The following is a 20,896-nucleotide window of genomic DNA, read 5'->3' as shown; positions in this document are numbered from 1 at the left end:
TGGCCACCGAGCGCGAGACGTTCGCACGCCATGACCCCGGTTTGGGTGGACCACGCGATGGTTCACCCCGTGTTCATCGGTTCCCAGTTAACTAGCTCCATGCGCATCCCCCACGCAGCCGCCGCCCTCACATCAGCGCTCATCGTGGCGCTGGCCCCGTCAGCCACCGCCGCACCGCCCTCGGATTCCCCTGAGGTGCCCGCGGGTGAGATCGCCAAGACCGGCGGCGCCAACCGCATCGAGGGCGGGCGCGAGGGCGACAAGTCGGCGGACTTGCGCGATTCGGTGCAGGGCCGCAACGCCAAGAACGTCATCCTGTTGATCGGTGACGGCATGGGCACCTCGGAGATCACCTCGGCGCGCAACTACCAGTACGGCGCCGCCGGAACACTTCCCGGCCTCGACGCGCTGCCCATCACCGGCGAGTACACCACCTTCGCCCTGACCAAGGACGGACCGGAGAAGGGCAAGCCGGACTACGTGACCGACTCCGCGGCCTCTGGCACCGGCTGGGCGACAGGCACCAAGACGTACAACGGTGCCATCTCGGTTGACCTCGACGGTAAGCCGCTGGACACGATCCTGGAGATCGTGCAGAAGCAGGGCTTCGCGACCGGCAATGTCACCACCGCGGAACTGCAGGACGCCACCCCCGCCGTGCTCACCGCGCATGTCACCGATCGAGACTGCAAGGGCCCCAAGGAAACCCTGGAGAAGTGCGCCGGAAACGCCGTCGACAACGGCGGCAAGGGCTCGATCTCCGAGCAGCTGGTGAACACCCGTGCCGACATCAGCCTCGGCGGGGGCGGCAAGTACTTCGAGGAAACCCTCACCGCAGGTGAGCACAAGGGCAAGACCTCACTGGAGGTGGCCAAGGCCGCCGGCTACCAGCTGCCCACCACCGCAGGCGATCTGAACCGGGTGAACAACCTCGACACCCCCGTGTTGGGAGTGTTCGGCAAGGGCAACCTGCCGGTGCAGTGGGACAAGGTGCCCGCAGCCGTTCCGGGTGGCGGCAAGCTGCCCGCGACCACCTGCCGACAGAACCCGGACCTGCCCAAGGACCAGCCTCAGTTGTCCGCGATGACCACCAAAGCCATTGACCTGTTGGTGAATTCGAAGAAGGGCAAGGACAAGGGGTTCTTCCTGCAGGTCGAGTCGGCATCGATCGACAAGCAGGATCACGCGGCCAATATCTGCGGTCAGATCGGTGAGACGATCGCCCTGGACGAGGCCGTTGCCGCCGCCCTGGACTTCGCCCGTCAGGATGGCAACACCTTGGTGATCGTCACCGCCGATCACGGACATTCCTCGCTGATCGTCCCGGAGGACTTCGACAACCCCACCGCGCTGTCGGTTGCGGTGAAGACTGCCGACGGCGCCACCATGCGGATCATGTACCCCACTGCGCCGGAAGGGGAGTCGCAGACGCACACCGGTACCCAGGTGCGCATCGCCGCGTATGGCCCGGGCGCGGCCAACGTATCCGGGCTTACCGACCAGACCGACAACTTCAACACGATCGTCGGCGCGCTGCTCGGAAGCAAGAGCCCGGCCGCATCAGACGGACCCTCCTGGTGGGTGGCCGGTGGGATCGCGGTGGTGGCCGCCATCCTGGGTGCAGCGGCCGCGTTCTTCCTGGGCCGGCAGCGAACTTGATTCCGCCACACAGCGACTGCGGCGTGACACTATGAACCTGTGTGGGGCGAGGAATTCCGAGAGCGGGTCGCCCTACGCCTGTCTGTCAACAAAATGCAGATGGCGCCTGGCGTGCTGCTGGTCCTGCAGGAGAGCGAGGGGAAACTGCACCTCGACGGATTCTGACGGCAGCCCGGGATGAATCAGCTTGCTACGGAGGCCAGTTCGGCCGCAAGTGCATCCCGGACAAACTGGTCCGTTGTCGCCCCAGCCGACAATCCCAGCGCCTGCGCTGAGTGCGTCAGGAGCGTCAGGACCACCCCGTTGATGGTTGAGTACAGACTCACGACATCGCGGTTCGTCGGGCGCAAGCCCGACGCCTCTAGCAGGGCGCGCAGTACCGGCAGCACGGTGTCGAGCGCGGCCGCCAACAGTGGACGCACCTCGGCCGAGCGGGTGCCCTCCAGGAAGAGTTCCATCATGGCCAGGGTGCGTGCCCGGTTGGTCGTTATCGCCTGGTCGACCAGCAGTGTCAATCGATCGAGCAGGTCTTCCATCGACAGCGTGCCGATGTCGGCGGTGGCCGCGTTGTCGAGCTGACCCGCCAACCGGCCCGCGCACTGTTCGGCCACCCCCTGCAACAGGGCCTCCCGCGTCCGGAAGTACCGCGACGTGGTGCCCACGGGCTCACCCGCGGCCGCGTCCACGGCGCGATGAGTCAATCCTTTCAGTCCCCTGTCGGCAAGCACCGTGATCGCAACGTCCGCGAGCGCCGCTCGGCGTTCGGTGTTGACCGGTGGCACCAAGGTCTCCTATTGCGTCGATGCGGCCTGCGCGGTTCCGAGCCATTGATTCAGCACGGATGGCAGTTCTTGTGACACCCGAGACCCGTCGGCGTCGGTTGCCCACCCAACGTAACCGTCGGGTCGCACCAAGACCGCGGAAGGTCCCCTCGCCGTGCGCTCCAGCGGGAACACGTTGACACGCTGGGCCCAGGGCGCCGTGACCTCGTGCACTGCGCCGCCGGTACCGTCGAGCAGTACAAACTTTCCGTCCCGCATGACTTCGTAAAGCCTTGGCGCCGAACCATAGTCACGCACGCGAGTGCCCACCAGGGGATGTTCTCCGGGCTGGCGGGCATATGCGATCCCGATACCCGTTCCCCGCCCCAGAAAACGATCGCGTATGGGCGGGATGGTCAACACTCCACGCAGCAGCATCGGCTGCACGGCCTGGCGTATTCGCGAGCGACTCAAGGTGAGTTTTGTCAGTCCATCGGTCAGGGCGAGGACTTGCGCTCCCACCGGATGGCGCTCGGATTCATAGGTGTCCAGCAGGTGGTTCGATGTCTGTCCGCGCAGCACTTCGGTGAGCTTCCAGCCCAGGTTCATCGCGTCCTGAATTCCGGTGTTCATGCCCTGCCCACCGATGGGGGAGTGCACGTGCGCGGCGTCTCCGGCCAGGAACACCCGGCCCACCCGGTACTTCGCCGCCTGCCGGCGCTCGGACAGAAACCGTGACATCCAGCGCGGGTCGCGGATGCCATAGTCGCTGCCGCCCACCCGGCGGGCGACGGATCGAACCTCCTCCAGCTCCAGGGGCTTGTCCAGCGGGACGTCCTCGTTCTTCAGATCCCAGGCGATGACGCGGAAGTAGCCGTCCTCGAAAGGTAGGACCAGCACCAGCCCATCCCTGTTGAACCGCGCGAACATCGGGGAGTTCTCCGGCGGGTCTAGTAGGACGTCGGCCAGCATGATGTGGGTCTGGTACTGCTCTCCCACGAAATCGACGCCCAGGAGGCTGCGCACCGCGCTGTGCGCGCCGTCGCATCCGACGACGTAGCGGGCGGATTCGGAGCTACCGTCGACGAACCTCAGGTGCGCCAGATCGTCCTGTTCCAGTCCCACCAGCTCGGCGCCGCGGACGATTTCCACCCCCAGCCCCCGGGCCCGCTGTTCCAGAACGGCCTCGGTACCGCTCTGGGCAACCATGACCACCATCGGGAACGAGGAGTCGATCGTGTTCAGATCCATCGACACCCCGGGCAGGGGCGCCAGCGTGCCCATCGCCTTCCCGCGTGCCAACACCTGCCCGGCAAGATCCCGGGTATCCAGCAATTCCAGGGTCCGTGCGTGCACCGCGAACGCCCTGGTGATGTTGGGCGTGGTGGTCCGGCGTTCGAAGATCCGGCAGCTCACCCCGCGCATCGCCAGCTCGCACGCCAGCATGAGCCCTGTCGGGCCCGCCCCGATAATCCCTACGTCGATCACCACGCCTCCTCTTGCCATCGCGACGCTACAAATGTAGCGCTACATTAGTAGCGATGGCAAGAGGAGGTTCGCGGATCGCGAACTAGGCCACCAACCGCTTCGGGTTGTCGATCACCGAGTAGTCGCTGGCGTCTCCGGCGATCACCCGGCTGCATTCGCCGCTGACGCTGACCGGCACGTCGCCGGCGAGGGTGACGCGATGCATCCGGCGCGGCTGGTCGCCATAGTCGGAAACGGCGTAATGCTGGGTAGCGCGGTTGTCCCACATCGCGACGTCGCCGAGCTCCCAATTCCATCGAATGGTGTTCTCCAACCAGGTGATCCGGTCCTGGAACATCCGGAACAGCGCCTGCGACTCGCTGGCGCTCACGTCCAGGATCCGCTTGACGAAATTGCCCAGCAGCAGTGCCTTCTCACCGGTTTCGGGGTGCACCCGGACCACCGGGTGATGCGCCTCGAAGTGTGTCGCGCCGAACTCGCGCACGTACTTGGATCCGGCCCCCGAGGTGGCGAGCAGTTCCGCGATCTTGGCCGGATCGACCTGGGCGTAATCGAATTGGTTGTTGTGCATCGCCCATAGGTTGTCCGCCAGATCCTGCAGTGCCTTGGGCAGCTGCCGGTAGGCCGCGACCGTCGAGGTCCACGTGGTGGTTCCGCCATACGGCGGCAGCTCGACCGCCCGCAGGATCGAGGCCTTGGGAATCCGGTCCACGAAGGTGACGTCGGTGTGCCACTGGTTGGCCCGGCCACCCTCCTCGGCGTCGATCGGAAGCACCTTGACCTCCGTCGACGTGAGCGTCGGATGTGGCGTGGTGGGTATGCCCATGCTCTGCGCGAAGGCGAACTGCCCCGCGTCGTCGAGGTGATGCTGCCGACGAAAGAAGATCACCTTGTGCTCCAGAAGCTCTGCGTTGACGGCGGCCGCGGTCTCGGCGTCCAGCTCACCAACACGTACTCCGTCGATGCGGGCGCCGATGTTCTCGCCCAGCTTCACCACGTTCAAATCGCTGCTCATGACCCGTTCCTTCTCTCCGACAAATCCGGTGTAGTCAACTGACTACACCTTGGTCATCCGCTACTGTACACACATGACTACATCGGAGGCAACGGGTGCTCGCCCCGTCGGCAAGGAGGAGGTTGTCGAGGCCGTTCTGAACGCCGCCGCCCAACTCTTCGCCGAGAAGGGGCCGGCCGCTACGTCGATACGCGAGGTCGCCACCCGCGCGGGGGTGAACCACGGCCTGGTCCATCGCCACTTTGGCAGCAAGCGTCAGTTGCTGGCAGACACCCTGCAGCACCTGGCCGACGCCGCGGCGGCGGTGCGCGAGGCCGGAGCACCCATCGAAGAATTGGAAGCCGCACACGACCTGCAATTGCGCGTGATGGTCCGCTCCACCCTGGACGGTTTTCCCATCGAGGAACTCCAGGAACGCAAGCCCGGGATGGACTGGCTCCTGCAACAGGTGCGTCCGGGCCACGCCGACGAGCGTGACGCCCGGCTCGCGGCGGCCCACGCGATCGCACTACAGCTGGGCTGGCGGCTGATGGGCCCCAGCCTGCGCGCCGGACTCGGGCTCGACGACATGTCAGATGCCGACATCCGGGCAGAGGTTGCCCAGCAGATCGCCAAGATCGTTACACCGCAATAGTTTTGATCTATACGACGGGCACGGCCTCTGGGAATGTCCAGCCGCCGTCGAGGATCTGCGGCTGTGCCCGGTACAACCGCACCATGTAGTTCCAGCCCGGCGTGATGGGCAGGCAGTTCACGGTGTTATCCGCGCACCCGCCGAACTGTACGGTGGTGTCGCCGCCGGGGCCACGCCGCGCGGTGATGTTGTTGAGCGAGTATGCATTCCGGGAATTAGGGGTGAGATATCCGTCCTTGTTGTAGACGGTGACCGACCAGAAGCCGTCCACCGGCACCTGCCCCACCATGAGCTGGTAGACCGTGGCGCCGTCGTTCTTGGTCGGATACACATTGAGATACAGGGCATCCTTCTCCGGGTTGCCGCCCCATGCCGAGGCCGTGCCGATCAGATGGCGAACAGGGTCGGTGGTGACCTCGGTACCGAACATCGCCTTGGTGTCGGGCAGCGTGGCGGCCAGCTGGAGCAAGCCGGCCCGTACCTTCTGTTGACTTGCACTGTCCCACTTGGGGACATCGAAGCTCCCCACCCGATCCTGCCGTGCACTGATCGCGTCCTGCAGCGACTGGACCTGCGCGACATCCGCGGGATCACTCGGATTGACCAGAGTGCGTACCGCCGCCGCGACGTACCTGGTGCCGGTCTGCTCTTTGGTGATCGTGTGCTCGCCCTCGCCGTAGAAGACGGCCGGCACGTAATGGTCTTCGGTGATGACCTGTAGAGACATGAATCGCTGTCCTGGGTCGGGCATCGAGACGGTGACCGGTCCCGCATCGAGGTCGAACACCGCCGAGGAGTAGAGGGTGTCGCGGTTCTGCCGGATCACCAACTGCTTATCCAGCGGTGCCAGTTCGCGGATATGATGGAAGGCGCCAAACCCTCCGTCTTTCACGATGTTCCCGAAGTACAGGTCCGTCTCCGCACGCACGAAGTTGTCGGGGGTCACGATGATGGCGCCGTCCGGTGTACTCCGGTCGGGAACAGTGGTGCGCGGCGCGTCACCCTCTCCGACGGGCGCCGTATGGGCCGAGCATCCGACGACGACAGCCGACACTGCGATCACCGCACACGCCAAGAGCCACTTCATGACTTTGAAACTACCCGCGGCCTGGCGAAGGTCACGAGCTTCAGTCGGCGGGTGCGTCCTCACCGGCGATATCGCGCAAGGTTTGGAAGAAATCACGGCGCTGCCGCGTCGAGATACCCGACAACAGGTGCTCTTCGGCCTCGCGGGCCAACACGTCCGCCCGTTGGAGCAAGACGGTCCCGGATCTGCTCAGCTGCGCGGGCCGGGCGCGGCCTGAGTCCACGGTGTCCGGCCGCGATACCAGACCCGCATCCTGCAACGCCTGCAGGACCGTGTTCATCGACTGTGGAGTCACGTCGATCGCGCGGGCTAGATCCGCGTTGGACCAACCTGGATTCTCGGACAACACTCGCATACAGACGTACTGAGGGAATGGCAGATTCAGCGGTGCCAACGCCTCTGCGATCTCCGATCGCAACGCGGCCGATACACGGTGCATCAACGCGCCGAGCGGTTGCCATTCCTGCTTATCCACATCAGTGATGTTGACACAGCTACCCTTGTCCCGCTGAGCGGCCCGGGAGCAGCCGCTACGGCACCCGACGTTGCTAACCTTGGCCGATGGCAGCAATAAGCCAGTGGGCCAATGAGACACCGGCAGAGCCGCAAGTCCTCAAGCACAGTGTGGTTCTCCGGGTCATGCGGGGGCACATGACAGATCCCGCCCGGCCCAAGAAGATTCTTGAGCGACACCCCCTCCATCGTGTACACCACCCGGGCATCACCTCACCCGGCATCGTGCTTGAGATGCCCGAAAGCGATTGGCAGACAATGCTGGACGTCAATCTGACCGGCGTCTGCCATACCGCCGGGTAGCCACCCCGCAGCTGATCGCCCACCGGGGCGGCGCCATGGTGCTGGCCTCCGATGAGGCTCGGTACATCACCTCGGTGAGTCTTCCCGTCGACGCCAGCAGCACGCAGCGATAGTCCCGATCGGCGGTACCGTCTCGGTATGGACGTGTTGATCTCGGCCACCGCGCTCGCTGAATGCCTCTCCGATGTCCGGCTGTTGGATGTGCGCTGGACCGTCATGGCGCCCGACGGCCATCCCGCCTATCTCGAAGGTCACCTCCCCGGCGCGGTATTCGTCGATCTCGATGCCGATCTGTCCGATCACTCCGTCACCGGCCGCGGCCGCCATCCGCTGCCCACCGCGCAAGCACTGCAGGCCAGTGCGCGCCGCTGGGGCCTGCACGACGGCGACGCCGTCGTGGTCTACGACGACTGGAATGGGCAGGCGGCCTCGCGCGCCTGGTGGCTGCTGCGTGCCGCCGGGGTGCCCGACGTTCGGATTCTCGACGGCGGCTGGGCGGCCTGGCAGCGTCTCGGCGGACCCGTCGAGACGGGAGAGGTCGTCCCCGAGCCCGGCACGATCACCACCGCTTCCCTCGACGGTCTTGCCGCCGTCGACGCCGACGCGATTGCCTCCCAAGCCTCATCGACGAATGCCCTCGTATTGGACGCCCGCGCGTCGGCCCGCTATCGCGGGGACGAGGAGCCCCTGGATCCGCGCGCCGGGCACATCCCCGGCGCCATCTCCGCTCCGACCGCCGAGAATCTGACTCCGGACGGCAACTTCCGGCCCGCGACAGAACTGCGCGAACGCTTCAGCAAGCTCGGTGCCGGCCAGGCCCCCGTCACCGTGTATTGCGGTTCGGGTGTCACCGCCACCCACCAGATCGCGGCGCTGGCTATCGCCGGATACGACGCCGCCCTGTACCCGGGCTCCTGGTCGGAGTGGTCGAGCGACCCACAACGACCCGTCGCCACCGGAACGGATCCGGCCTAGAGAAGTCCGACCACCAGGGCGACGATCCCGAGAAGCGGTGGCACCAGCTGCTTCAACGCCGCAGAAGCCTTGTCCGGCGAGGAGATCAGCAGCACCAGACCCGCGGCGACCATCGATCCGGCGCCTGTGAACACCAGCGTCGCTCCCACCGGGGTGCACCCTCGTACCCACAGCACTGTGCCCAACGCGATCGCGAGGGCAAGAAACAGGTTGTAGAAACCCTGGTTGAAGGCCAGCGGTTTGGTTATCTCGGCTTCCTCCGCGGTGCGCACACCGAACACCTTGCGGGTCTTCTCACTGGTCCACGCGATCGATTCCAAGTAGAAGATGTAGACGTGGATGAGTGCCGCGATTCCGGTCAGCACCAGCCCTGCGATGATCATGCTGACAGAGCCTATCGGTCCGGCCGCTAACGCACCGCCGACTCGAGCGTCGCCTCGACCTGCGCCGCCTCGACGCGCGGCTCCTGGCAGATATCCGTACGCGAGCTCAGAGCCAGCACCGCCAGGCAGATGGTGGCCAGTATCGCTCCGCCACCTAGCAGCACGGGATGCGTCAAGGCCGGCAGTGCACCGCTGAGCACCGTCAGCATCATCGGCACCCCGAATCCCAGGTACGTCAGCCCGTAGAAGACGGCCGTGAGCCCGGCCAGGTCAGTGGGACCGGCGATCCGATTCACCTCCTGCAGTCCGCTGACCAGAGCGGTGCCATACCCGGCGCCCAGAACCAGGGCGGCGACCAGAACCAACGGGATGGTGAGCCGGTGCGCGGCAAGGGCAGCCAGCGCCATGCCCGTGGCAACCAATGCCAGCCCGATGATGCCGAGCCTGGCGGTGCCCGCGCGATCGATCCGGGGTGCGAACATCTGCGCGGCGAAGCCGCAGCCCAGGCAGACCAGGCAGCACAGCGCGGAGAAGGCGATCCGGTCACCGGCCAGCGTCGGCGCGATGAGCGTGGGCAGCACCGCATATGCCACCGCCGCCGAGCCGAACACCCACGGCGCCAGGGGCATCACCACAAACAGGAAACGGCGGCGGCGCGCAGCCGGGATCTTGAGGTCGTCGATCAGGCGACCCGGTGCGCGCTCGGCAGCGGACTCTGGAACCGAAAGCGCCAGCACCGCACCGGGAATCGTGATGGCGATGTTGACCAGGAAGGCCAGGTGCTGCGGCCACGGCCCCCACTGCGCCAATGCCCCGGCCACCGCGGCACCCAGCGCGAAGCCCGCCGTCAGACTCATCGCCCCGCGCCGCGCTCCGGCACCGGGACGGTCGAACGGCGGAGCCGAGAGCTCCTTGACCCACGAGCTCCCCGCGGCCATCGCCAGGCCCAGCGCTATGCCGGACAGCACGCGACCGGTGAACAACAACGCGAAGTGCTGCGAACCGAGTGCGAGCACCAAAGACCCGGTCATCGAGATGAACGGTGCAGGCAGCATCACCGCACGGCGGCCGTAGCGATCCGACAGCGGCCCGCCCAGGAACAGGGCGGGGATGATGCCCAGCACGTAGGCGAACAACAGCGTGTCGACAGAGGCCGCGGACTGCCCGGCTTGCCGGTACATCACCAGTAGTGGGGTGAATTCGTTACCTCCCCAAGCGATTCCGAACATCGCCAAACCCACGCGCTGCCAAGGCGCCAGACGCGACAGCAGACGGCTAGTCAACGTCCGTCACCACTTTCATGTGCTCGACCAGTTCGGTGCTGAAGCGCGCCGCGTCGCCCGCCGCCAGCGCGTCGACCAGCGCGCGGTGTCCGGCAACCGAACGCGCGACCCGCACCGGGTCCACGCCAATGGCCGCGGCTGCCATGCGGCGCTGGCGCTCTCGCAGGCTGTCGTAGAAGTTCTCCAGGAGCGGGTTGCCCAGTTTGGCCACGATGGCGCGGTGGAAGTCCACATCGGCCGCGGCGAAGCCCGCGGCGTCTCCCTGCGCGGCGCGTCCCAACTGCACGTCGATGAGGGTGGACAGGTCCGACAACAGGGCGGGCGAGGCACCGCGTTCGGCGATGCGTGCCGCCGCTGCTCCCTCGATGACGCGGCGTGCGTCGACGACATGCAGCCGCTCCTGCGGGGTGATGGGTACCACCAGGGCGCCGCGTTTGGGATAGAGACGCAGCCAGCCTTCGGTTTCCAGACGCAGAAACGCCTCGCGCACCGGGGTGCGGCTGCACCCCATCCGTTCCGAGATCTCCCCTTCGCTCAGCAGCTCACCCCCGGGAATGTCTCCGCTGAGAATGCGCTCCTTCACGGAGCGATACGCCTCTTCACTTGCGGAGATGGCCGCCGTACGAATCATAGACACAACATGTATCTAAGATGATGCAGTCGAACATCGCAAACTGAAAAGCGCACTTCACAGGGTGTTCAGCATCACGTCGTGGCCGACCCTGAACTACGGCACGGCCCCGGCAGGTGTCCAGTTCTGCCCGCCTTCATGCGACAAACATCCCGGGGCCCGGTCTACGCGGCCAGTTGTCGCACAGAAGCGGGCAGAACTGAACCATGGTTCGGGGGACACGGGGAGCGCCGCGGAACGTTGACTCGGTGCGCTAACGGGGCGCCTGCTCCTTCGCGATCCGATCGTTCAGCTTCGCCTCGAACTTGTCGGCCAGTGCCCTGCACGCCGCCGGATCGATCATCGGGTTCGGATCTCTTCGCATGGCAAGCCCGTTCAGCTTCACGATGGCATCGGACTGCTCTGGATGCACCGAGAACACGATGTCGCAGGGCAACTCACGTACGGTCTGGATGCTGCGCCGAAACTGCGCCTCCAACGGCGTGATCCGGAAATCTCCCGCCGCGACGGCGTTGATGCTGTCCGCGTAGACCATGTTCAGACACTGATCGCCCTCGCACGATTTCCAGGTCCAGCTGACCCCTCCGGGTGTGTGACCTGGGGTGAAATGCGCTGTCACCACGGTGTTTCCGAGTCGCAGCGTCTCACCATCGGCGATCTCGCGGACACGTTCGACAGCGGGGAAGGCAGCATTGGCGGCATCGGAGGCCTGCGGGTCGTCGGGCGACACGTGCCCGACGCCCAGCGACGCGGCTCCCGCGGGGCTCGATACCGCGGTGGCACCGCTGTCATGGACCACCGCCGCCACACCGCCCACGTGATCGACATGAGTGTGGGAGGTCAACACGTACTTCACATCATCGACGGCGAATCCCAGCGTGCGGATGTTCTGCTCGATCTGCGGTGCCGCCTGCGGCATCCCCACGTCCAGCAGGATCAGGCCGGCATCGGTGTGGACCAGCACCGAGCTGATGCCTTCGGTCCCCACGTAATAGGTATCGCCGTGCACGCGGATCGGTGCGCGCTGCTGCGTCCACACCGGATCGCCGGCCACCGGCGCGGTCAGCGAGCCGTCGTGCTCGTGCTGTTCAGTCTGTTGGGGCTGCTCGGCCGGCCCGCCACAACCGGCAAGAAGGACCGTCAGCACGGCAGGGGCCAACTGTTTCATGGTTCCCATCCCTATCACCCCTGCACGCGAATTTAGACGCGTGCTTCGATAACACCATGCAACGGACCATCTACACCGAGGACCACGAGGCATTCCGCGAGTCCGTGAAGGCGTTTGTGCAACGCCACGTCGACCCGCGCGCCGAGACGTTCATCGAGCAGCGCTACATCGACCGCGAACTCTGGGAAGAGGCCGGCAAGCAGGGTTACCTGGGTCTGGACGTGCCCGAGGAGTTCGGCGGCAGCAGCGCCGGGGACTACCGCTACAACGCGGTTCTGCAGGAGGAGCTGGCCCGCTCCAGCGCGGCACTGGCCTCCTCGATGTCCATCCACTTCGACATCGTCGCCCCCTATCTGGTGGAGCTGACCACCGACGAGCAGAAGCAGCGTTGGCTACCCAAGTTCTGCAGTGGCGAGATGATCACCGCCATCGGTATGACCGAGCCCTCGGGCGGCTCCGATCTGGCGGCCCTCAAGACGACCGCCGTCAAGGACGGTGACGACTGGGTCATCAACGGCTCCAAGACGTTCATCACCAACGGTGCCCGTGCCGATCTCGTCGTCGTCGCGGCGCGCACCGCTCCGGAGCTGAAGGCCAAGGGCATCACCCTGTTCGCGGTCGAGGAGGGCATGCCCGGCTTCGAGCGCGGCCGCAAACTGGACAAGGTGGGCCAGCCCGAAGCCGATACCGCCGAGCTGTTCTTCACCGATGTGCGGGTGCCCGCCGAGAACGTCATCGGCGAGGTGAACCAGGGATTTATCTCGATGATGCAGCGTCTCCCCCAGGAGCGGATGGGCTGCGCGGTGGCCAACATCGCGCATGCGGTGGCTGTGCTCGAAGAGACCATCGAATACGCCAAGGAACGCAAGGCGTTCGGCCAGCAGATCGGCAGCCTGCAATACAACAAGTTCCTCATCGCCGAGTTGGTCACCAAGCTCGAAGCGGCGCAGGTGTACGTCGATCAAGCCGTGCTGGCACACAGCAAGGGCGAGCTCACTGCCATCGACGCTGCCAAGGCCAAGTGGTGGTCGTCGCAGGTGCAGAACGAGGTCATCGACGCCTGCGTGCAACTGCACGGCGGGTACGGCTACATGAAGGAATACCGGGTCGCGCGCGCGTGGATGGACGCCCGCGTCACCAAGATCTGGGCCGGCTCCAACGAGATCATGAAGGAGCTCATCGGCCGCGACCTGGGCTTCTGAGGCCGCTGAACGGGGTCGGGTAGGAAGGAATTCATGACCGACGACGGGCGTATACGAGTTCCAGCGGATCTGGACTCGGTGACCGATATCGCCAACGAGGACCACTCCGACATCGATCCTGCTGCCGTCGAGAGAATCTGGCAGGCGGCCCGCCACTGGTACCAGGCGGGCATGCATCCGGCGATCCAGGTCTGTTTGCGACACAAGGGCAAGGTGATCCTCAACCGCGCCATCGGGCACGGTTGGGGTAACGCACCCACCGATCCCGCCGACGCCGAGAAGATCCCCGTCACCACCGACACACCGTTCTGCGTCTACTCGGCCGCCAAGGCCATCTCGACGACGGTGGTCCATCTGCTGATCGAACGCGGAGCGTTGTCGCTCGACGATCGCGTCTGCGAATACCTGCCCACCTTCACCAGCCGCGGCAAGGATCGCATCACCATCAGGCACGTGATGACGCACAGTGCCGGCATCCCGGTGCCCACCGGACCCCGTCCCGACATCACCCGGATGGACGACAGCGAGTACACCCGAGAACAGCTCGGCCAGCTGCGGCCGCTGTACCGGCCCGGCCTGGTGCACATGTACCACGCGCTCACCTGGGGGCCGCTGGTACGCGAGATCGTTCTGGGCGCGACCGGCAAGAGCATTCGCGACATCCTCGCCACGGAAATCCTTGATCCCCTTGGGTTCCGGTGGACCAACTACGGTGTCGCGCCGCAGGACGTGCCGCTGGTGGCACCGAGCCATCCCACCGGTAAGCCGCTGCCCGCTCCCATGCGCGCGGCCTTCCGCGCGGTGGTCGGCGGCACCATGCACGAGATCATCCCGATGTCGAACCAGCCGTTCTTCCTCACCGGCGTAGTGCCCTCCTCCAACACCGTCTCCAACGCCAACGAGCTCTCCCGATTCGCCGAGATCCTCTGCAGGGGTGGGGAACTCGACGGCGTGCGGATCATGTCCGCGGAGACCATCCGGGCCGCGGCGGCGCCCGCCCGCCGCCTGCGCCCCGATATGGCCACCGGCGGTATGCCGATGCGCTGGGGGACCGGATACATGTTGGGTTCCAAGCGGTTCGGTCCGTTCGGCCGCAACTCGCCGGCCGCATTCGGACACACCGGTCTGGTGGATATCGCCGTGTGGGCCGACCCGGCACGTGCCCTGTCCGTCGGCGTGGTCAGCAGCGGCAAACCAGGCAACCACAAGGAGGCCAAGCGGTACCCGGCCTTGCTGGACCTCATCGCCGCGGAGGTGCCGCTCGTCTGACGGGCACGGTGTTTCAGCGCTTGTTTACGGGGTATACCCGCGCTGGATCGGGAATCAGCAACGACTGACCCAGCGAAGGAAATATCATGAAAATCTCCCGCAGCCTCGGTTACAGGACGGCCGCCGTCAGCACAATTGGGGCCATCGCAACCGCCATCGTGTCGGCGCCTGTGTCGTCGGCAGCGCCCGACTGCAGCCAAGAGAGGCTGTCCAACACCGTCGGCTCGACGACGCTCGCCGCCCGCGGATATCTCGACAACCACCCCGGTGCACGCGCGGTGCTCGACGCCGCGCCCGACCAACCGCGCGCCCAGGCGGCCGCCAACATCCGCGCGTACTTCACCGCCAATCCGGGCGAATACCACGAGCTACGTGGCATCTTGGCCCCGATCGGTGACGCCCAGCGCGAGTGCAACGTCACCGTGCTGCCGCCGGGCCTCGCCTCCGCCTATGACGAATTCATGGCCGGCTGAACACTAGAGCTCCAGGCCCAGCAGCGCGTTCTCGATCAGCTCCGGCAGCGCCGGGTGTATCCAGTACTGTCCGCGCGCCATCTCGCGCGCGGGAATCGAGAAGCTCATCGCGGTGATCAACGATTGGATCAGCGCCGAGGCCTGATAGCCGATGATGTGCGCGCCGACCAGCAGCCCGGTCGCGCGATCGGCGATCAGCTTGCACAGCCCCTCGGTGTCCTCCATCGCCCACCCGTAGGCGATGTCGCCGTAGGCCTGCACCTTGACCGCCACGTCGATCCCGCGCCGACGCGCCTGCTCCTCCGACAGTCCCACCGAGGCCACCTGCGGGCGGGTGAACACGGCACCCGGCACGAATCGGTGGTCGCTTGCGGTGGTGGGGGAGTCCCACCCGGAGAGCAGGTTCGCCTGCACCACCCGGGCCTCGTGGTTGGCGACATGCTTGAGCAGATAGTGCGAACTCACATCGCCCAGCGCGTAGATGCCCCGCACTGGGGTGCGCTGGTACTGGTCGACCGGGACGCGTCCCTTGTCGTCGAGGGTCAGTCCTGCCGCCGAGACATCCAGCTGGTCGCCGTTGGGGGTGCGGCCGGTAGCGACCAGTAGCACGTCTCCGGCCACCGTCGACCCGTCGGTGAGGTCCACTTCGACACCCCCGCTGCCGGTCTCGCGGGCGCCCACCACCTCCGCGTTCAGCCGCACATCCCATCGGGCGGACACCACGTCGGTGAAACGCCGCGCGATCGTCTCGTCCTGCGCGCGTAACAACAGCGGACCGCGCGCGATCACCGTGACGGCCGATCCCAGGCCACTGAACACATGCGCGAATTCGGCAGCGATGAAACCGCTGCCGACGATCACGACACGACCGGGCAGCCCCGGTAGCCGCATGATGTCGTCGTTGGTGTGAAAGGGCACGCCGCTCTCGGCGATCACCGGGGGGATCACCGGACGGGAACCCGCCGCGATCACCACCTGCCGTGTCTCCACGACGGTGCCGTCGGCCAGCCGGAGCCGATGCACCGGGTCACCGTCACCATCGGATCCCGGCTCGATGAACCGCGCTTCCTGCTGAAACACGGTGATGTTGGGGCAGTCCTCGACGCGATACCGCAGCCCGCCCGCCGCCAACGGATCGATCCTCCCGAACACACGCTCACGGATGTCCGCCCAGCGCGTCCCGCTCACCGAGCTGTCGACTCCCAACCGAGCACCCTCGCGCGCCTCGTCGGCCAGGTCCGCCGGGTAGACGAACATCTTCGTAGGGATACATCCGACGTTCAGGCAGGTACCGCCGTAGGCGCCCCCGTACACACCGCGATCGATGATCGCGATCTGCTGATCCGCAAAGCGATCGTCGGGCAAGGAGTTGCCGCTGCCGGAACCGATGATGACAAGGTCGTACACCTGAACTCCTTCTCTTGAGGGCCGAGCGCCTCCCTCACGCTGCCATATCGGCCGGCACCGTGACGGACACCCGGGTCCCCGCGCCCGGTGCCGAGACGATGTCGACCTGGCCACCTGCGGCATCGATCGGAACCGTCAACGAGGCCAGCCCGATGTGCCCGTCGGCAACCGAGGCGGCCAGGCCGCACGGATCGAAACCCCTACCGTCATCGGCGACGAGGAGGGTCAGCAGATTTCCATCCCGCACGAGTTCGACCCGAATGCTCTTGGCACGGGCGTGCTTCACCGCGTTGGTCAACAATTCCTTGGCCGCGCGGTACAGGAGCGGCTGCACCGGAGGACTGCCCACCTCCTGCAGTTCGGTCGTGACCTCCACGGTGCCCCGCGCCGCGTACTGCCGGCCGAGCTCGCGGATCGCCGCCGTCAATCCCAGCTCGGCGAGCACTTGGGGATGCAGCGAGGACACCGCCCCACGCAGCTCGGCCGCCGTATCGCGCAACGAGGCATGCACGGCCTGCAGCATCGGATCAGGTTGGCGTTCAAGTACTTCCTCGATCTCCAGGCGAGCCGCCAGCAGGTTCTGCAGGGGTCCGTCGTGCAGCCGTTCGGCAACCTCGCGGTTGTGGCGCTCGTCGGCGCGCATCGCTTCCAGAACCAGCTGCTCCCGCGTGTGCAGCAGTTGCCCCACGCGCTCGGAACGGCGTTTGAGCACAAAACACATGCCTGCGGTGGCTGCGGCCAGCCACAGCAAGGTCGCCACCGTGACGTATTCGTCGCCGGGAATGCCGTCAGTGTTGCCGCTCGCGGTGTAGAACACCAACACGCCCAAATATCCTGCCGCGGTAATGGTTCCGAGTATCGCCGTCACCGCGGGCCGCTCCTGGAAGGCCACCGAAATCGGCAGCAGGAAGAACACCGGAAGCAACTCCGAGGTGCCGTAACCGGAGGCCACGCACAGAGCCACCACGGCGGCGATGTCCACGGCGGTGGCGGCGGGGGCCACCCACTGCGGGACGTGTCCACGAACCGCGATCGCGACCCACACGATCGCGGACACCGCGTATACGCCGAGCACCCCGTAATACACCCCGTCATGCCACATTTCGATGTTCGGGTTCGAGCCCAGCAGCAGGATCAACACGATGAGCGGCAGCCGCAGCCAGGCCGATACCCGCATGGGCTCTGCGGTGAAGTAGTCGGCCACCCGGTCCAACGAGCGCGCCACGTCTACTCAAGCAATCCGCGTCGCATAGCCTCGGCCACCGCGGCGGCCCGGTCACCGACGCCGAGTTTCTCGTACAGGCGCTGCACATGGGTTTTCACCGTGGACGGGGCCAGGAACAGCTCCTTGGCGATCGCCGGCACCGTCTGCCCGCCGGCGATCATCCTGAGCACCTCGCGTTCTCGCGTACTGAGCGATGGGCCCGCCGGTTGCGCGCGCTTGCGGATCTCCCCGGCCAGGCCGGCCGTCAGGCTGGCCGTCACCACGTCACGGCCGCGCGCGCAGTCGAGCACCGCGCGGACCAGTTCGGCGCGGGTGGACTCTTTCGAGAGAAATCCGGCGGCCCCCTCGGCCAACGCGTGATAGACGATCGCCGCGTCATCGTGCGCGGAAAGCAGCAGTACCCGGGTGGTCAGCTCGTCGCGGCGGACCGCGGCCGCCACCTGGGTGCCGTCCAGCTCCGGCATTCGATAGTCCACCAGTGCGACATCGGGCGCATGCTCCCTGATCAAGGCCAGGGCGTCGGCGCCGTTCTCGGCCTCCGCGACCACCGCGATCTGACCGCTCGCGGTCAGCGCCCGGACCACACCCTCACGAAACAGCGGGTGGTCATCGCCCACCACCACCCGCACAAGTTCGCCGCTCACCTGCACAAACGCAAGCTTGGCACGTCAAATCGGCGCGTGTCCCCCAATTGGTGGACAACAAGATCATCCGCCGCATCGGGCGATCGCCCGACATACTTTCCGCTCTCCACGCCGCATCGTTGAAGTATCACCAAGCAACCCGGTGATCCAACTCAAAGTTCAACTGGCACAGGAGAAATCATGAAGAAGTACATCATCGCCGGAACTGCCGCCGCCGCTCTCGCCCTGGCTCCTCTCGGCTTCGCCCTGGGCACCGCATCCGCCCAGACCGACGGCTCCAACGCCCAGCAGACCGTCAGCGAGCTGCAGGCGCAGGGTTACAGCGTGATCGTCAGCAAGACCGGCTCCAAGGCCCTCAACCAGTGCACCGCCAGCAGCGTGCGTCCCGGACAGACCACCGTGCGGTCCGATTACGGCCTGCCGAGCAACAAGCGTCCCGGTGTCTTCACCAACACCACGACCACCAAGACCATGTACGTGGACGTGACCTGCTGATAGGGATCTGTCCCGGCGGATATCAAGTGCGCACCAACCTCGTCCCATTTGATGCCGATTCAGACACGGGTGGGTAACGGCCCTCGCCAACCGCGCAACGCGCATATGAGACTTCGTATGCGACGGGTCTGATGCTGCCCGCGACGCAGAACGAAACTGTCGGAGCGCTGGGGACAAACGGTTTCTGGTGGAGGAGGAGATTGTCGTGAGTGCGCCCAACGATTCCGCGGCGGACGGCTCCGAGGACGAAATCCTCGACCGGACCGGACCCATCATCCCCATCAAGCTGGGCGCGCACGCCAAGCGGCTGCGCGCCGAGGCCGCGGCGCAACAACAGCCTCCTGCGCAGGAACCTCCACCCTCGCAGTTGCCGCCCCGTGGCCCCCTGTCCATTGTCGACGCCGTGCCACCGCACGATCCGCTTGTCGACCTCCCGCCCGCCATCGGCGACGCGCTGGGGGCCCAGCTTCGTTCGGAGATCCTGCCCCCACCGCGGCGCCCGGCATCCGTCGGTTGGCGTAAGTGGGTGTACCGCAGCAGTTTTGGCGTCATCAACCCCGGCGAATCCCGTGAAGAGGCCGAACTTCGCGAGCTCACCGCCGTGGTGCGCAGCCCCTGGCGCGGCATCCACTCCCTGGCGGTCCTGGGCGGCAACGGCGGCGTCGGCAAGACCATGATGACCGCGGCTCTCGGCTCGGTGCTGTCGGAGCTGCGCCGCAAGGACATGGTGCTGGCCACCGACGCCGATCCGGGTCAGTCGGCCAACCTGGCCTCGTGGATCGACCCGTCGGCGTCGTCGACCTTCGCCGACGTGCTGGCACAGAACGAACCCGAACGCAATTTCGATCTGCGCTTCTTCGTCGGCCAGAACCCCGAGACCGGCCTGGATGTGCTTGCCGCCAACGCACATTCGGTACGGCCCCGCGGCGAGCTCAACGCCGAGATCTACACGCAGGCGCACAACCGGTTGCAGCGGCTCTACAGCCTGCTGCTCACCGACACCGGAGTCGACTTCTGGCACCCGGTGATGCCCGGCGTGCTGCGCAGCGCCAACGGGGTGGTACTGGTCGCGGCCGCCACACCGGTCGGCGCCGAGGGCGCGGTGCGCGCCATCGAGTGGCTCATCTCCGAGGGCTACGAGTACCTGATCCCACGAATGGTGGTGGTGATCAACCACGTTCGTGGCTACGACAGTCGCGAGGACCGCCGGAACTCCGAGCGCCTGGTGGCAGCGATGGTCGCCCGGTTCCACCGCTGGATCTCACCGAACCACATCGTGGCCGTGCCCTACGACCCGCACATCGCGACCGCGGGCCCACTGGATATCCAGCAGCTGCAGCCGGAAACCTGGCACGGATTGTTGACCGCGGCGGCCTCGGTGTCGGCCGGCCTGGCGAGCGCCTGGAGCGTTTAGCGCAGCGCATACCCGCCGTCGGGGTAGAGCGTCGAGCCGGTTGTACCGGTGTTCAGCAGTAGGTAGACGGCGGCCCGAGCCACTTCGTCTTCGGTGACGGGCCGACCGAGCGTGGACGCCGCGGCGATATGTTCAAAGGCCTGCCGCCGCACCTCGGGGGCGCGCTGGGCCCATAGATGCCCGTCCACGGTGCCGGGGGAGAGTGCGTTGACGCGAATGGGTGCGAGTTCGTGCGCCAGGCCGCGCGCCAGGCCCTCGATGGCCGCATTCACGGCGACGTACGCCGGTGCATTCCCTGCGGGCCGGACGCTTGCCGCGCCCGCCATCAACACCACCGCGGCATCGGCAGCCAAGCGCGGTAATGCGGACTTCACCACTCGGTACTGGCCCCAGAATTTCGACTCGAAAGGTGTGGCCGCCTCCCGCACGGACAGTTCGGCCAACGAACCGGTCACGTAGGTCGCGGCGGTGGTGAACAGCCCGTGCACCACCTCGATGTCCGCGAAGAACGCATCGACGCTCGCCTGCTGCGCGGTGTCCACCAGATGCCAACGCGCTCTTGCACCCAGCTCATGAGCGGCCGCAGCCAGGGTCGCAGCCGTGCGTCCACCCAGCACGACATCGCCGCCTGCCGAGGTCACCAGCCGCGCAACGGCCAAGCCAATACCGGTACCACCGCCGATCAGGACCACAGTGCGACCGGTGAAGGCCGTCTCGGATAGGAACCCCGTCACGGGGCCGAAGCTACCGATGGAACCGTGCCCGGTCCCGTGTTCGGCGCTGACCGATCCGAACCGCTCTTGACTTCCGCTCCGCGGTGGGAACACAATCAAGTCATATCTGCACACATATGTGTGCAGATATGCA

General features: G+C 66.2%; 21 protein-coding genes and 2 pseudogenes. 10 read left to right on the top strand and 13 right to left on the bottom strand.

Translation table 11 applies throughout. The features are described 5' to 3' along the window. Nucleotides 1–99: 99 nt before the first annotated feature. Complete coding sequence (phoA, locus tag MYCSP_RS00435) at nucleotides 100–1,659, top strand: alkaline phosphatase (protein WP_070912090.1); 1,560 nt, start codon at nucleotides 100–102, stop codon at nucleotides 1,657–1,659. A 182-nt stretch (nucleotides 1,660–1,841) separates the two neighbouring features. Here phoA and MYCSP_RS00430 read toward each other — a convergent pair whose 3' ends face one another. The 3 genes from MYCSP_RS00430 to MYCSP_RS00420 form a co-directional block, all read right to left on the bottom strand. Beyond that, entirely contained in the window at nucleotides 1,842–2,441 is a 600-nt protein-coding gene (locus tag MYCSP_RS00430) for a TetR/AcrR family transcriptional regulator (protein WP_162266183.1), read from the bottom strand. 9 nt (nucleotides 2,442–2,450) lie between these two features. Beyond that, nucleotides 2,451–3,926 (bottom strand): FAD-dependent monooxygenase, encoded by a 1,476-nt coding sequence (locus MYCSP_RS00425; protein ID WP_083018656.1) that lies wholly within the window; start codon nucleotides 3,924–3,926, stop codon nucleotides 2,451–2,453. A 64-nt stretch (nucleotides 3,927–3,990) separates the two neighbouring features. Beyond that, a complete protein-coding gene (locus MYCSP_RS00420; protein WP_088412997.1) occupies nucleotides 3,991–4,923 on the bottom strand; it encodes a TauD/TfdA dioxygenase family protein in 933 nt (310 codons plus the stop codon). A 73-nt stretch (nucleotides 4,924–4,996) separates the two neighbouring features. On the opposite strand from MYCSP_RS00420, the gene MYCSP_RS00415 reads away from it, so the two are divergent. Then, entirely contained in the window at nucleotides 4,997–5,557 is a 561-nt protein-coding gene (locus tag MYCSP_RS00415) for a TetR/AcrR family transcriptional regulator (protein ID WP_088412996.1), read from the top strand. A gap of 7 nt (nucleotides 5,558–5,564) precedes the next feature. Here MYCSP_RS00415 and MYCSP_RS00410 read toward each other — a convergent pair whose 3' ends face one another. After that, nucleotides 5,565–6,503 carry a DUF1254 domain-containing protein gene (locus tag MYCSP_RS00410; protein ID WP_088415322.1) on the bottom strand — a complete coding sequence of 313 codons (939 nt, stop codon included), beginning with the start codon at nucleotides 6,501–6,503 and terminating at the stop codon, nucleotides 5,565–5,567. A 181-nt stretch (nucleotides 6,504–6,684) separates the two neighbouring features. Further along, nucleotides 6,685–7,119: a MarR family winged helix-turn-helix transcriptional regulator gene (locus MYCSP_RS00405; protein WP_083018650.1), complete on the bottom strand. Its 435-nt coding sequence runs from the start codon at nucleotides 7,117–7,119 to the stop codon at nucleotides 6,685–6,687. A gap of 77 nt (nucleotides 7,120–7,196) precedes the next feature. Between MYCSP_RS00405 and MYCSP_RS00400 the strand changes: the two are divergent. From MYCSP_RS00400 to MYCSP_RS00390, 3 genes and pseudogenes are all read left to right on the top strand, one after another. Further along, nucleotides 7,197–7,337, top strand: a pseudogene (locus MYCSP_RS00400) (PadR family transcriptional regulator); the annotation flags it as partial. Nucleotides 7,338–7,361: 24 nt separating this feature from the next. After that, nucleotides 7,362–7,573 (top strand): annotated as a pseudogene (locus tag MYCSP_RS00395) (SDR family NAD(P)-dependent oxidoreductase); the annotation flags it as partial. A 25-nt stretch (nucleotides 7,574–7,598) separates the two neighbouring features. Then, nucleotides 7,599–8,435 (top strand): sulfurtransferase, encoded by an 837-nt coding sequence (locus MYCSP_RS00390; protein WP_088412995.1) that lies wholly within the window; start codon nucleotides 7,599–7,601, stop codon nucleotides 8,433–8,435. On the opposite strand, the gene MYCSP_RS00385 is transcribed toward MYCSP_RS00390, so the two are convergent. The 4 genes from MYCSP_RS00385 to bla all read right to left on the bottom strand — a co-directional run bounded on the left by MYCSP_RS00385 (nucleotide 8,432) and on the right by bla (nucleotide 11,900). After that, complete coding sequence (locus MYCSP_RS00385; protein ID WP_088412994.1) at nucleotides 8,432–8,818, bottom strand: DUF1304 domain-containing protein; 387 nt, start codon at nucleotides 8,816–8,818, stop codon at nucleotides 8,432–8,434. The genes MYCSP_RS00390 and MYCSP_RS00385 overlap by 4 nt on opposite strands. A gap of 26 nt (nucleotides 8,819–8,844) precedes the next feature. Then, entirely contained in the window at nucleotides 8,845–10,101 is a 1,257-nt protein-coding gene (locus MYCSP_RS00380; protein ID WP_456080951.1) for an MFS transporter, read from the bottom strand. Next, the gene (locus tag MYCSP_RS00375; protein ID WP_070912080.1) at nucleotides 10,094–10,732 is read right to left on the bottom strand and encodes a GntR family transcriptional regulator; all 639 of its coding nucleotides are present in this window, start codon (nucleotides 10,730–10,732) and stop codon (nucleotides 10,094–10,096) included. Before MYCSP_RS00375 ends, MYCSP_RS00380 begins: the two co-directional genes overlap by 8 nt. A 253-nt stretch (nucleotides 10,733–10,985) precedes the next feature. Further along, nucleotides 10,986–11,900: a subclass B3 metallo-beta-lactamase gene (gene bla / locus MYCSP_RS00370; protein WP_157886137.1), complete on the bottom strand. Its 915-nt coding sequence runs from the start codon at nucleotides 11,898–11,900 to the stop codon at nucleotides 10,986–10,988. A gap of 56 nt (nucleotides 11,901–11,956) precedes the next feature. Here bla and MYCSP_RS00365 point away from each other — a divergent pair, with 56 nt between their 5' ends. The 3 genes from MYCSP_RS00365 (at nucleotide 11,957) to MYCSP_RS00355 (ending at nucleotide 14,844) form a co-directional block, all read left to right on the top strand. Then, nucleotides 11,957–13,102, top strand: a complete 1,146-nt coding sequence (locus tag MYCSP_RS00365; protein ID WP_070912079.1) for an acyl-CoA dehydrogenase family protein — start codon at nucleotides 11,957–11,959, stop codon at nucleotides 13,100–13,102. 33 nt (nucleotides 13,103–13,135) lie between these two features. Beyond that, nucleotides 13,136–14,371, top strand: coding sequence for a lipase LipE (lipE, locus tag MYCSP_RS00360; protein ID WP_083018645.1), 1,236 nt, complete (start codon nucleotides 13,136–13,138; stop codon nucleotides 14,369–14,371). A gap of 86 nt (nucleotides 14,372–14,457) precedes the next feature. Further along, on the top strand, nucleotides 14,458–14,844 hold the full coding sequence (locus MYCSP_RS00355) for a heme-binding protein (RefSeq protein ID WP_083018643.1): 387 nt from the start codon (nucleotides 14,458–14,460) through the stop codon (nucleotides 14,842–14,844). A gap of 3 nt (nucleotides 14,845–14,847) precedes the next feature. Here the strand turns inward: MYCSP_RS00355 and MYCSP_RS00350 are convergent, their stop codons facing one another. Genes MYCSP_RS00350 through MYCSP_RS00340 form a run of 3 tightly spaced genes read right to left on the bottom strand, consistent with a single transcriptional unit; the run spans nucleotide 14,848 to nucleotide 18,105 of the window. Beyond that, on the bottom strand, nucleotides 14,848–16,251 hold the full coding sequence (locus MYCSP_RS00350; RefSeq protein ID WP_083018641.1) for a mycothione reductase: 1,404 nt from the start codon (nucleotides 16,249–16,251) through the stop codon (nucleotides 14,848–14,850). A gap of 34 nt (nucleotides 16,252–16,285) precedes the next feature. Further along, nucleotides 16,286–17,428, bottom strand: coding sequence for a sensor histidine kinase (locus MYCSP_RS00345; RefSeq protein ID WP_088415320.1), 1,143 nt, complete (start codon nucleotides 17,426–17,428; stop codon nucleotides 16,286–16,288). A gap of 50 nt (nucleotides 17,429–17,478) precedes the next feature. Next, nucleotides 17,479–18,105, bottom strand: coding sequence for a response regulator (locus MYCSP_RS00340; protein ID WP_162266288.1), 627 nt, complete (start codon nucleotides 18,103–18,105; stop codon nucleotides 17,479–17,481). Between the two features lie 195 nt (nucleotides 18,106–18,300). On the opposite strand from MYCSP_RS00340, the gene MYCSP_RS00335 reads away from it, so the two are divergent. Next, entirely contained in the window at nucleotides 18,301–18,615 is a 315-nt protein-coding gene (locus MYCSP_RS00335; protein WP_030096222.1) for a hypothetical protein, read from the top strand. Between the two features lie 187 nt (nucleotides 18,616–18,802). Beyond that, entirely contained in the window at nucleotides 18,803–20,029 is a 1,227-nt protein-coding gene (locus MYCSP_RS00330; RefSeq protein ID WP_162266182.1) for a MinD/ParA family ATP-binding protein, read from the top strand. On the opposite strand, the gene MYCSP_RS00325 is transcribed toward MYCSP_RS00330, so the two are convergent. After that, a complete protein-coding gene (locus MYCSP_RS00325) occupies nucleotides 20,026–20,763 on the bottom strand; it encodes an SDR family oxidoreductase (protein WP_088415316.1) in 738 nt (245 codons plus the stop codon). The two genes, MYCSP_RS00330 and MYCSP_RS00325, sit on opposite strands and share 4 nt — an antisense overlap. Nucleotides 20,764–20,896 lie beyond the last annotated feature (133 nt).

The sequence above is a fragment of the Mycobacteroides saopaulense genome (assembly GCF_001456355.1).
GTDB classification, from domain to species: Bacteria; Actinomycetota; Actinomycetes; order Mycobacteriales; family Mycobacteriaceae; genus Mycobacterium; species Mycobacterium saopaulense.
This window is presented reverse-complemented; position numbering and strand designations above follow the sequence as displayed.